Genomic DNA, 11,935 nt, shown 5'->3' with positions numbered 1-11,935 from the left:
GTCGCTTCTGGAATATCCACTTGTTTTAAAACATCTTTTAATCGAAATCCTTCTTGTTTAAGTTCGAAGGCGATGGCAGCTTGTGCTTTTCGAGGAAGGCATCTGAATTCTCTCGAAAAGCCTTCAACTTTTTTAAATAAGCCACCTCTAAACGAAGCAGTTCATTTTCGCGTTCTAGCTGCTCCTCACGTGACATTGTTTTTTCTTGGTTATTCACTGTTGGTTTTTGTTTCTTAGACATAGACTGGCGCCCCTTTAATTTTCNGGAAGCACCTGTTCGTTTCATAAAGTTTAATACATCTATTTTAAATTGAACAGAATAAAACTGCTTCGTTTTCTTAACGGTTAATCCGTTATGCCCAAACTCTTTATAGGCACGTACCCATCTCCTTAATGGAGAATCACTTATACCATACTTCTTCGCTATCGCTCGATATCCTAGAGAGCCACTTAGGTATTCTTGAACAACCATCAATTTAAATTCTTCACTATATTTAGTCATAAAAAATCACCCCAAAAGTTAGTTTTTTACTCTAACTTTTGGGGTGCAGTACCGAAATGCGCCCGATTGTTGAAACAAAACTAAACGTATTTCTAAACTACCCTACAATGTTAATGAAAGAAGAAAATGAGATGCCACAGTATCTCATTTTCATAAACTTATAAAAATAATCTCCCGTATATTGAATAGGTAAAGAGATGCTTATTATAAGTATATTTCCGAGATATTGTTAAAAGATATCATTAGGAAATAGTAAAAGACAGTTTGATGATTGAAGCTGTTTATTCAGTGCTGATTGGTACACTCACTTTTATAATAAAAATGGGCATTAATTCTAAATTAGGAGGATTGTGATGCCAACTTGGAAGGATATTATTGGATTAACACAGCAGTATACAGATACAAGAACAGAGTATTGGTTAAGTGAAAATGTATTTACTATGAGTTGGTGGATTCTATTAGTTACATCTATAGGTTTATTCATTGTATGGATTATTATTTTAGACAAAAAAAGAATATTTGAGATTATCACATACGGATTTTTTGTAGGGACAGTAGCAATATATGCAGACTTAATAGGTACTTGGTTTGGGTTATGGCAATACCCAATTACAATAACACCTATGCATTTACCTATTGAAATACATAGACTGCAAATGCCTATTATTTATATGATTATTTATCAATATTTTAAAACATGGAAAACTTTTTTAATTGCCACAACAATCAATGCATTTGTTTTCGCAATTCTTTTGGAACCATTTTTGGTATGGTTAGGGATATATGAACCCTCTCATTGGAAATATATCTATTCATTGATACCTTATTTTGTCATAGCTATGGTATTCAAATGGCTAATCAATATATTTAAACACCTGGATCAAAATTATCAATAGTTTTGTTTAATATTAAAATTCTTACACCTTATTCAACTAAATGTCCCTCCTCATGAAAAAAGGTGCTTTTCTTATTAAAGAAAAGCGCCCGAACTGTGGAAGATTGTGATTCAACTACTGAACCCCACTAGTTCGAAATGACAAATTCAAAATGTTAGTTAATAGTTTTGAGCATATTTATTCCAGCTATTTCAAATCCGAGTTCCTCATAGAGTTTCCTAGCCCCTTCATTACTTCCAAAAAAATGTAGTTTAAAGTAATAAATCCCTTCCTGCTCTAACCACTCCTCAACATTTTTCATTACCTTAGTTCCAAAACCTTTACCTCTGTATTCTTCTTAAATAAAAATCTCATAAAGAAATGCACTTTTCTTTTCCTTTTCAACCTTTATCCAAACAAATCCAATGAACGAATCCTCTTCATATATATTAAATAAATGATGATTAGTGGTTTCTATTCCTTTAGGAAGTAGATTATTCAACTGTTTACGTGCTTATGAAAGAGGGTCTTCGCTGCTTACCTCATGTACATTTTCTGATTGAACTTTGCTATATCTCTGAACCTTATCTTCGAAATAAATTGTAAATTCTTTTTCTGACATTTTCTTTAATAGAATATTCATTTTACACTCCTATAATAAATAGATTCTAGAAAAGATATTGATAAACAGACCTGTCCGACGATTTTGAGCGAACATTCTAAGAACTATCTATACTTTACTACCTATACTTTTATTTAGGGAGGGTTACTCCACAATATGGCCCGATTGTTGAATACCGATTGTCATATTAACTATTTCTATTGAAAAACATATCTACACACTTATTATACTAACACCATGTTTTTACAATAAGAAATTTACTTTTTGAGTAGGTTATTTGAATTCTTCATAGTTATCAATATCGAAAGCAACATAACCTTTTTAAAACAGACCTTTTCTCTTTTTAAATATTTTAATACCTTTTAACTTTATTTTAAAGCCAAAGAAGGCGTATAAACTCGGACTTGAATGATAAACAGACATAATTAAAAGCGTAGCACTCCACCAATTGGATTGCTACGCTTTATTTACTTATTAATAGCCACGAAATAAACTCTTACCTAATGAAAGTGTTGTACTAGCTAGAGTCGTTACAACCAAAATTGGAGCTGTTGCGACGGTAAATGCACCCACAGTTATAGCAACTAATGTAGCACCCATTAAGGAAGTATCCGTTGCCGTAATTGCAGTGCTTGCAGTGCTTGCTGCTGTACTCCATCCCCAATACTGTAGAATCATTACCTACTACTAATGAGCCAACTTTTGTTGTTCCTAATGCTCCTGCAACTTTAGTAGATACCATTATCCCCGCTTTTGAATTTGTTGCAGCGCGTAAAGCAATGGACGCAGATGTATGCCACCGCCAATTGCTAAACTTTGCGCATCACCTACTAATGTACTCGTTGCGATTAGCTCGCCGGCCAACTCTAATTAACAATTTGTATAACTAATTAAATCATATTTTTTTGAAAGAATTCTGTAATTTCCTCGAATGGTATGATATCAGTCTTGTCATACAAATCTGTATGACTAGCATTCGGAATAACCGTCAGTTTTTTATTATTACCTGTTAATTTTTTAAATGAATCTTGACTAAAGTATAAAGAATGAGCTTTTTCACCATGTATCATGAGAACAGCATTGCGAATTTCATTACTATATTGTAAAAGTGGCATATTCATAAATGATAATGATGAGGTAATATTCCATCCATCATTTGAATTTAATGATCTTTTGTGATACCCGCGATCTGTTTTATAGTAATCGTGATAATCTTTTACAAAGTATGGTGCATCTTCTGGAAGTGGATCAACAACTCCTCCAGCCCTTGCGTAATCTCCATTTTTATAATCCACAATTCTTTGTGCATTTAAACTTTTTCGTGCTTCGTATCGTGCATTCTCATCCATAGAGTTAAAATATCCTTCTGCATTCACACGAGACATATCATACATTGTAGATGTGACTGTAGCTTTGATTCTTGTATCAATAGCTGCAGCATTTAAAGCCATTCCTCCCCACCCACAGATGCCAATAATGCCTATTTTGTCAGGATTAACATTCTCTTGAACTGACAAGAAGTCTACAGCGGCTTGAAAATCCTCTGTATTAATGTCTGGTGATGCAACATAACGTGGTGCTCCTCCACTTTCACCTGTATAAGAGGGATCAAAAGCGATAGTTAAAAATCCCTTTTCAGCCATCGTTTGAGCATATAAACCCGATGATTGTTCCTTAACTGCTCCAAATGGACCACAGACAGCGATTGCTGGAAGTTTTCCTTCAATATGTTTCGGTTCATATAAATCAGCTACTAATGTAATTCCATACCGATTATGGAAAGTTACTTTACGATGATTGACTTTTTCACTTTGTGAAAAAACTTTATCCCATTCTTGTGTAATATTTAAATCTTCTTTCATCTTTAAATCCTCTCCTTTTGGCTATTTGAATTGTGCTTGCACTATTATGCTAATCCCTAAACCTAACTTTAGGTCAAGTGTGATTTCAAGGAAGTTTTAGGAATGATGTTATGCAAATAATTTGACAAATTTTACGCTTATTTCTTAAAAACCGTCGCCTATTCTGATCGTTATGAATCAGATAGGCGACGGCTTCACTATTTTATTACATTTTAAGGAGTCTTGGGTTAGACATTTTCTCTTTAACAATTTTTTCGGTTCCATCCTCCACGGCTTGAGTATAGTATTCAACCTTGTAATCAATATAATTCAATGTGCTTTCTAATTCTTTGATTTGAGAGTGGAGTGCCTCTCTACGGGCCAAAAACATTTCTAGACGATCTTTCAATGTTTCATTTCCTTCTTGGCACCAATCAATAAAAGTTTTAATGTCTTTTATAGACATTCCTGATTTTTTCAGGCATTCAATTGTAATTAATCCTGAAATGGCTTCTTCGTCGAAGATTCGATTTCCACTTTCATTCTTTTCAAGATTAGGAATTAAACCCTCCTTATCGTAATATCTAAGAGTTGAGATATTTAAATTGAATTTCTTAGCTACTTCTCCTATTGTATACCGCATCCTCTACTCTCCTTATTCAATCTAAATCCAACCTAAATCTAAAGTTAGGTCTATGTCTATGATAGGATTTGTTTTTCTTTTAATTTAAATCAGTGATTTTAATGAGGTAATAACAAGATGAATGATCCACCAATGATTCCATGGGTAATATATTTTCCCAAAGGATTTCTAGTTACCTTTATAGGTTTCTGTCCAAAAGAATCCCTACTTGTTCTGCAACGACTTGCGTTGGCTCAGATAATCCTTTAGTAATCCATGACTCCACAACCTCTACAATAGCTGCTCCAAAGAATCTTAGAATTAAATCCTGACTTAATCCCTTATTTATCCCTTTCATTACATCTACATCACTTTTTAATTCATCTATGACAAATTCAAAGAAACGACTACGAAACAAACTAGCCCCTTTACTTGTTAACATGGTTGAAAAGAATGCGTAATTACGTTCAAAATATTCAAACCAAATCAGATTCCCCTCAACAAAACTCATTTCAGATGCCGATTCACATAGTTTCCTTAGTTCGTTGATATGTTCCTCAATGAGCTTATCAAGTAAATCGAATTTATCTATGTAATGGTCATAAATCGTTCTTCGCCCCACATTTGCCCTGTTAGAAATATCTTGCATTGTAATCTGATCAACACTTTTTTCAGACATCAGTTCAGTAAAAGCATTTTTTATTGCTACTTGAGATTTTTGTACTCTTCTATCTACCTTAGACATTGTAGTAATCACCAAACTCCCTTAAAACTATCGCACAATTTTCATCCATTTATGCAATAACGCACATATAGATAAAAATTGATTATTGCAGATATACCTTTTTTCACTTTATATTATATACAGATGTGCGATAACGCATCAATATGCAACTTGCTAACACATCAAATTTTACTAACCTTGGGATAATAGTAGCTTAATATATTAAGAATGTGTGTTAATTATGGACCGTATTGAGAAGAGCAAGGAAAAGTTTAAACAGCTATTTGGTGAAGGAGTAACTACTGTAGATGCTACTGAGCCTGATTTTCAGGATATTCTAAGCCATTTCATTTTTGGGGAGATTTTTTATCAAGGCAACCTTGACGATAAGATGCGTGAGTTGATTACACTTGTTATTCTTGTGACTAATCAAACCTTGCCTCAGTTAAAGGCTCATGTTCATGCATCGCTAAACATTGGGCTAACACCTGTTGAAATAAAAGAGGCTGTTTACCAGTGTGCTCCATACATCGGATTCCCAAAAACATTAAATGCACTCAATGAAGTGAATGAAGTTTTTAAAGAAAAGAAAAAATCGCTTTACCGATTGAAAGTCAAAACACTACTAATGAAGATAATCGTTTTGACAAAGGACTAGGAGTGCAGGTACAGATATTCGGTGATATCATGGCAAAAATGCGAGAGAATGCCCCACCCAATCAAAAGCATATACAGGATTATCTTTCTGCTTTTAGCTTTGGAGATTTCTATACCCGTGGTGGACTTGATTTAAAGACACGTGAATTGTTGACACTGTGTATCATAAGTGCGTTAGGTGGTGCTCAAAGTCAAGTGAAGGCACATGTTCAGGGAATCGTAAATGTAGGCAATGACAAAAAGCTACTAATCACCGCCCTCACCCACTGCCTACCATATATGGGCTTTCCGAGAACACTTAACGCATTAGCCTGCGTCAACGAAATTATTCCTGAAAATTAATAGAACAATGCAAAGGAGATGAAATCATGTTTAACGGAACTTACAAATTATCAAATGGTGTAGAAATTCTAAATTAGGACTTGGTACATGGCTCCTTGACGATGCACAGACAGAGCAGGCAGTGCGCGACTCGGTATCTATCGGATATCGTCATATTGATACCGCTCACGCTTATATGAATGAAGTTGGAGTAGGCGAAGGAATCCGTTCGTGTGGTGTCCCAAGAGAAGAACTATTCATCACGACAAAGGTTGCTGCAGAAGCAAAAAACTATGAAGCAGTTACACAGTCCATTAATGAGTCTTTAGCAAAGATGGGACTGGACTACGTTGACCTTCTGATTATCCACAGTCCACAGCCTTGGATGGAGTTCCGTGAAGAGTACCGTTACTTCGAGGAAAACAAAGAAGTATGGAAAGTAATGGAAGATGCTTATAAAACAGGCCAGGTAAAGGCAATAGGTCTTTCTAATTTCCTTCAGGATGATATAGAGAATATACTTGCCAGCTGCGAAATCAAGCCTATGGTAAATCAGGTCTTGGCACATGTGAGTAATACTCCGTTTGAACTTATAGATTTCTGCCAGAAGAATGACATCCTTGTAGAGGCATATTCGCCAATTGCACACGGTGCAGTTCTCGATAATACAGAGGTAAAGGTAATCGCTGATAAGTATGGAGTATCTGTTGCTCAGCTTTGCCTACGTTATGCTATCCAGCTTGGTCTTGTAGTAATTCCTAAAACAGCAAATCCGGATCACATGAGAAACAATGCAGAGCTTGATTTTACTATTAGCGATGAAGATATGGAAACTTTAAAGAATATGGAGCGCATCCAGGATTATGGTGAGCATAGCTTCTTCCCGGTATTTGGCGGAAAATTATAAAAACCAGGTTAATTGGAGGAATTATAATGGCAAAATATGAAGAAGTAAAAAATGGCGTTATCTTCCCAGTCGGCGAAAAAAATGATGCCTATGCACAATTTTTTGTGGGACAAAGTTATCTTCAAACATTAGTAGCTGACCCTAAAGTGAGTGTTGGTGTAGGGAATGTAACCTTTGAACCAGGATGCCGAAACAACTGGCATATCCATCGTGATGGATTTCAACTTTTATTAGTAACGGGTGGCGAAGGTTGGTATCAAGAAGAAGGAAAACCTGCTCAATTCTTAAAAGTTGGTGATGTGATTGTCACTCATGATGGCGTAAAACACTGGCATGGTGCTACAAAAGACAGCTGGTTTGAACACATTGCAATCACTGCAGGTACGCCGGAATGGTTAGAACCAGTTGATGATGAAACTTATAATAAATTATAAAACAAATGCATCGAATCAATAGATTCGATGCATTTGTTCTTTTTAGTAGGTTGACTCTTTAAAAAAACTTAGTTTAATAATTGTAACACACTTGTAAAAAGCAGATGCGTTACCAAAAAGTTAAACAATGAACTATTAATCTTTTATGGTTTATTGAATGTTTACTTATATAGAAGTTGTTTTGTAGAAGAACTCTTGTTGTTTCTTAATATAATAAATACCAAACTTAATACCAACGATAATATGCCCACTAATACGACGTATTTTGTCCCTAATTGTGAGATAAATATCCCCCCTGCTGCTGTGCCTATGGTTGTTCCTAAGTTAACGGAAGACAAAAATAATCCATTAGCAAAATCAGGAGCTTCAGGAGCTGCAGACGTAATCCAATATTGATTAATATTAGATCCTACACCAGCCAATATTCCCCAAACTAAGGTCATGATAGCCATAGGTGCTGTAAATTGTCCTGTGAAGAATAAAATGATGTAAACGGCACCCAGTGCAATAGGAAAAGATACTACAGTTTTAATGGCATTTTTCGTAAGTAACTTCCCTGCTATAATATTTCCAATAATATTTGCTCCTCCGAAAAGGACTAACATTAAACTAATTGATTTCCCAGAAATATTCGTAACGGTTTTGAGATACTCAGCAAGATAACTATAAACCCCGAATATAGCTGAATTTAGTAAAATGACAGCAACAATGGAAAGCCATGTAACCTGTTTTTTTAATACCGATAATTGAGCACCGTAAGAAAGTCTTTCTTTAACAGGAATTGAAGGGAAATATACTAATGTAGCAATAAAAACAATAGCATTGACTATAGCAAAAAATGCCATTGATATTTGGAACGAAACTGTACTAGCAAGGAAACTTGCGATTGGTACACCAAGTACCATCCCAGCAGATACACCAATAAATACTTTGGAAACAGCTTTTGGCGCTTCCTCCTTGCTAACTGAATTGGCTGCCATTGTAAAAGCTGCTGTAAAATAGATTGGCTGAAATATAGCCGGAACTACACGTGCAATTATGGCAACGGTGAAGTTAGATGTATATAGAGAGACAATGTTCCCTAGAACGAAAATACCAAGTACAAGTAACATTGCCTTCTTACGGTTTATCCCTGAAAATAATAACGGCATAGTTGGACCAGATATTGCAACAGTAAGGGCGAAAAGACTTACCAACAATCCCGCTTTTGCTACACTGACATGAAAGTGATCTGCAATATAAGGTAATATCCCTATAACACCCATTTCAGTATTTATGATGCCGAAAGCTCCTACGGTTAATATAAATATAAGTAACTTGTTTTGATTAGACATAAAAATTTTTTCCTTCTTTCAGAAAACTGTCATATTCTAGGTGCTTAAATTTGATAAATTATGAATCTGTTACTTTTTGTAAATCCTCGCTTTTTTGAACAGCTCGTTGTCCCTGGCTCTGAATAAATTTCAAAGTATAATGTGTTCCAGCGATATAGATTCCCATGATAGATAGGTGATTAATTAAAAAGCTTATAGTTGAATTATCATTGAACAAACCAAATGGACTGTAAACAAATAGTTTATAACCCATATCTTCCTCGAAGGATGAATGCACCCCGTAAGCAACAATGACTACTGCTAAAAAACGCAACGTAATCGTACGAATACGGCTGGTACTAGTAATACCTGTCATCCTCCGTACTGAATTGATAATCATTACCCACGAAAATCCTATATGTACTGCCATGATGATAAATCCCCAATAAGCAGTCTGAACATGTATTTGTCTTAGCACCATGTCGTTATTAATAGGAATAAAAGGAAATAAATCAGTAGAAATCAATACAGCACTCATCATCATCACAAACATCGTTACAAGAAATAGTAGGTTGATTCCGATTTGTAGAATGCGCCGCACATTATGTTTTCCCTTTAAAATAGCTTTATACCAACGTCGATTTAACAAGTTATGGACAATAAATAATACTAGCACCACAACTCCTACTACTTCATGAATCATATTACCGGTTATATAGTAGGCCATTGCTATTAACATGAGAACTGTCATAACAAGGTCATTGACAAGCTTAAATATCATTTTCCGATTCAACCTATTTTCCCCTTTCTATTTCTTTTTCATTTTTAATTGAATTAGTTACTATAGTGGCCATGGAAAAATCTTTTAATGGCGAAATCTATTAGCTTTCAAATTGCTTTAAATATATCCTCAAAAGTACGTCCTGAATGATTTTCGCTTTATGCTCACCATCTACTTCATTAATTTCTTCTTTAATTAAGTCTTTAGAATCATTCATTGAAGATACCTCACTTACCTTCCAGTGTTCTGTAAGAATAACGTTTTCTGTACTACTCTTCTTTGATTTTGAAATCTCATCCAAATCAAACTCTTTCATTTGATCTAACGAATTCATAAATTGATCCTCTTCCTGATTTCCGTGGCAGGTATAGCATCGTCCAATCGCTTGTCCACCAATACCATCTGCCATCACTTCTTTGTCAGGAGTAAATGCCTGGAACTCCCATTCTCCAGTACGCTCATCGGGCGAATACTGGGAACCCCAGCCGGAACGATTCTCCATTACTAAGTAATGCTCAAGCTCGCCATCACGAAATCCTTCGAGAGTAATCACGGTGCCGCTCGGAAGATCCTCTCCCTTCTGCACTGCTTCAATTGCTTCCCTACTATTTACATAGATGTTTTCATGAATTGCTCCTCGATCGTAAGTGGCAAATATGATTCCCTTTTCCAAGTCTTCAGGGAATTTAACAAGATGCGAACCAGAGCCAATTTCAGCGTATTCACCTGACTTTGCCCCAGAGGAATCCTCTTCTTGTTGAGAGTTAGTTGAATTCTCTACTTGTTGAGAGTTGTCTTTTGTACCAGTATCATTGTTGTTGCAAGCAGTAAGGATGGGGGCAAGCAACAATATAGTTAGCTGAATCAATCTTTTTTTCATATTGTTTTCCTCCTCCTAATATCTTTGTATTGTTTCGATTTACTCGTATCTGCCCTTTTTCTGGCTTCTAAACTCTAGTTTTATTTATAGATTTCATTACATTTAATAGAAATAAGCTTATTATGCAATATATCAATTTCCGGGGATGACAATCCTAAATGCATGCCTGCCTCAATCATTCGTTTCCGTTTTACTTCCAAATCAGCTCGCAAAGTTTTCATATCTTTTAAATTTATTACATACCAAGTCTCAGGCAAAATAATCTGACAGTTTCTACACAAGTTTTCTTTACACTTTTCCCCAACTGTTTCATCTTTGGCAATGACAGTTCATCCCTTTCAATTAATCTAACTCTGAAAGTGAAATTCTGTATAGCTTATCATCATTCTCCTGAGGAGTACCGCGCCCGTCTGTATTGTTGCTAATGAAATAGAGAGTATCATCTTCAATTCTTACATCTCGAATTCTGCCAAGTCCGGTTATCACTTCTCGGTATTCGCGTCTCTCAAGGTCAAATTCCAATACTGCGGATCCTCTTAAAGCAGCAACATATAACTTTTCCTTATAATAGTCCATTCCGGAAGGTGCCCAAGTTTCTTCATCACCAGAAGTAAACAGTGGTGAAACCAAACCTTCTTGTTCTTCATGACCTTCGATAATTGGCCAACCGTAATTTAGACCTACTTCTATTCTATTGATTTCATCATTTGCATTGTTGCCGTGTTCTCCAGCATATAGAGTTCCATCAGATGACCAGGTAATTCCTTGAGGATTTCGGTGCCCATAACTAAAGATGTAGGAATTGGGAATTGGATTGTCATTTGGAATCGAACCATCAAGATTCATTCTTAAAATTTTCCCGCCTAATGTATTGTGTTCTTGTGCTATAAACGATTCAGATGCATCCCCGGCTGTAGCATAAAGTTTTTCATCAGGTCCAATTTTAAGTCTTCCTCCGTGATGATAGTTACCACTTGGAATTTTATCGAGCAGTAAACTTTCTTCTCTCCAAACGTTATCCACCAAACGAAGTGTGATAATCCGATTGAATTGTCCAGAGTTGTCCTCATACGTATAATATGCATAAGCTTGACGCGATTCTAAAAAGTCTGGAGCAAGTACAAATCCTAATAACCCTGCTTCTGAAGCTGTGGATATCTCTTTTTCAAATTCCACACTTTGTCTCTCCATTTTTTCATTTTCTACTTTTACAATAGAGCCTCTTCTTTCAGTCAAATAGAAAGTATTTTCTAGCTTTGTGATGGACCAAGGTGCTTCAAGGTTTCCTGCTAGTACTTCATATCTTAGATTATTTGGCTCAACTTCAAGAATTTCCTTTTCTTCATTTTCTGTAGTTTGTTGTTCATTCTCAGAACACCCTACAATTAAAGGGATCGCCATGAATACTAGAGCTAATAATTTTATCAACTTTTCTCACCTCTATATTTCGAATTCA

The 11,935-nt window shown here is 35.5% G+C and carries 14 protein-coding genes and 1 pseudogene; 5 read left to right on the top strand and 10 right to left on the bottom strand.

All coding sequences use genetic code 11. The features are described from left to right. Nucleotides 1-37: 37 nt before the first annotated feature. Nucleotides 38-502, bottom strand: coding sequence for a transposase (locus ACFQU5_RS12245; protein ID WP_390288148.1), 465 nt, complete (start codon nucleotides 500-502; stop codon nucleotides 38-40). A 353-nt stretch (nucleotides 503-855) separates the two neighbouring features. Here ACFQU5_RS12245 and ACFQU5_RS12240 point away from each other — a divergent pair, with 353 nt between their 5' ends. Then, nucleotides 856-1,398 carry a CBO0543 family protein gene (locus ACFQU5_RS12240; RefSeq protein ID WP_390288146.1) on the top strand — a complete coding sequence of 181 codons (543 nt, stop codon included), beginning with the start codon at nucleotides 856-858 and terminating at the stop codon, nucleotides 1,396-1,398. A gap of 154 nt (nucleotides 1,399-1,552) precedes the next feature. Here ACFQU5_RS12240 and ACFQU5_RS12235 read toward each other — a convergent pair. The 5 genes and pseudogenes from ACFQU5_RS12235 to ACFQU5_RS12215 form a co-directional block, all read right to left on the bottom strand. Further along, nucleotides 1,553-1,723 (bottom strand): annotated as a pseudogene (locus tag ACFQU5_RS12235) (GNAT family N-acetyltransferase); the annotation flags it as partial. Between the two features lie 750 nt (nucleotides 1,724-2,473). Next, a complete protein-coding gene (locus tag ACFQU5_RS12230) occupies nucleotides 2,474-2,677 on the bottom strand; it encodes a hypothetical protein (RefSeq protein ID WP_390288144.1) in 204 nt (67 codons plus the stop codon). A gap of 212 nt (nucleotides 2,678-2,889) precedes the next feature. Continuing rightward, a complete protein-coding gene (locus tag ACFQU5_RS12225; protein WP_390288142.1) occupies nucleotides 2,890-3,861 on the bottom strand; it encodes an alpha/beta hydrolase in 972 nt (323 codons plus the stop codon). Nucleotides 3,862-4,066: 205 nt separating this feature from the next. Continuing rightward, nucleotides 4,067-4,483: a MerR family transcriptional regulator gene (locus ACFQU5_RS12220; protein WP_390288140.1), complete on the bottom strand. Its 417-nt coding sequence runs from the start codon at nucleotides 4,481-4,483 to the stop codon at nucleotides 4,067-4,069. A 178-nt stretch (nucleotides 4,484-4,661) separates the two neighbouring features. Next, entirely contained in the window at nucleotides 4,662-5,207 is a 546-nt protein-coding gene (locus ACFQU5_RS12215; RefSeq protein ID WP_390288138.1) for a TetR/AcrR family transcriptional regulator, read from the bottom strand. Nucleotides 5,208-5,427: 220 nt separating this feature from the next. Here ACFQU5_RS12215 and ACFQU5_RS12210 point away from each other — a divergent pair, with 220 nt between their 5' ends. The 4 genes from ACFQU5_RS12210 (at nucleotide 5,428) to ACFQU5_RS12195 (ending at nucleotide 7,505) form a co-directional block, all read left to right on the top strand. Then, nucleotides 5,428-5,844, top strand: a complete 417-nt coding sequence (locus tag ACFQU5_RS12210) for a carboxymuconolactone decarboxylase family protein (RefSeq protein WP_390288136.1) — start codon at nucleotides 5,428-5,430, stop codon at nucleotides 5,842-5,844. A gap of 29 nt (nucleotides 5,845-5,873) precedes the next feature. After that, nucleotides 5,874-6,185, top strand: a complete 312-nt coding sequence (locus ACFQU5_RS12205; RefSeq protein ID WP_390288134.1) for a carboxymuconolactone decarboxylase family protein — start codon at nucleotides 5,874-5,876, stop codon at nucleotides 6,183-6,185. Between the two features lie 121 nt (nucleotides 6,186-6,306). Further along, nucleotides 6,307-7,071, top strand: a complete 765-nt coding sequence (locus ACFQU5_RS12200; RefSeq protein WP_390288132.1) for an aldo/keto reductase — start codon at nucleotides 6,307-6,309, stop codon at nucleotides 7,069-7,071. Between the two features lie 26 nt (nucleotides 7,072-7,097). Continuing rightward, a complete protein-coding gene (locus ACFQU5_RS12195; RefSeq protein WP_390288130.1) occupies nucleotides 7,098-7,505 on the top strand; it encodes a cupin domain-containing protein in 408 nt (135 codons plus the stop codon). Between the two features lie 161 nt (nucleotides 7,506-7,666). On the opposite strand, the gene ACFQU5_RS12190 is transcribed toward ACFQU5_RS12195, so the two are convergent. The 4 genes from ACFQU5_RS12190 to ACFQU5_RS12175 form a co-directional block, all read right to left on the bottom strand. After that, the gene (locus ACFQU5_RS12190; RefSeq protein WP_390288128.1) at nucleotides 7,667-8,839 is read right to left on the bottom strand and encodes an MFS transporter; all 1,173 of its coding nucleotides are present in this window, start codon (nucleotides 8,837-8,839) and stop codon (nucleotides 7,667-7,669) included. A 58-nt stretch (nucleotides 8,840-8,897) separates the two neighbouring features. Then, nucleotides 8,898-9,611, bottom strand: coding sequence for a DUF4405 domain-containing protein (locus tag ACFQU5_RS12185; RefSeq protein ID WP_390288126.1), 714 nt, complete (start codon nucleotides 9,609-9,611; stop codon nucleotides 8,898-8,900). Between the two features lie 88 nt (nucleotides 9,612-9,699). Continuing rightward, nucleotides 9,700-10,479, bottom strand: coding sequence for a cytochrome P460 family protein (locus ACFQU5_RS12180; protein ID WP_390288124.1), 780 nt, complete (start codon nucleotides 10,477-10,479; stop codon nucleotides 9,700-9,702). Between the two features lie 342 nt (nucleotides 10,480-10,821). Then, nucleotides 10,822-11,907 (bottom strand): PQQ-dependent sugar dehydrogenase, encoded by a 1,086-nt coding sequence (locus ACFQU5_RS12175; RefSeq protein ID WP_390288122.1) that lies wholly within the window; start codon nucleotides 11,905-11,907, stop codon nucleotides 10,822-10,824. Between the last annotated feature and the right edge of the window lie 28 nt (nucleotides 11,908-11,935).

This window comes from Ureibacillus sp. GCM10028918 (assembly GCF_042666115.1).
Taxonomy (GTDB): Bacteria; Bacillota; Bacilli; order Bacillales_A; family Planococcaceae; genus Ureibacillus.
The sequence above is the reverse complement of the archived record's forward strand: the minus strand, read 5'-3'. Positions and strand labels throughout refer to the sequence as shown.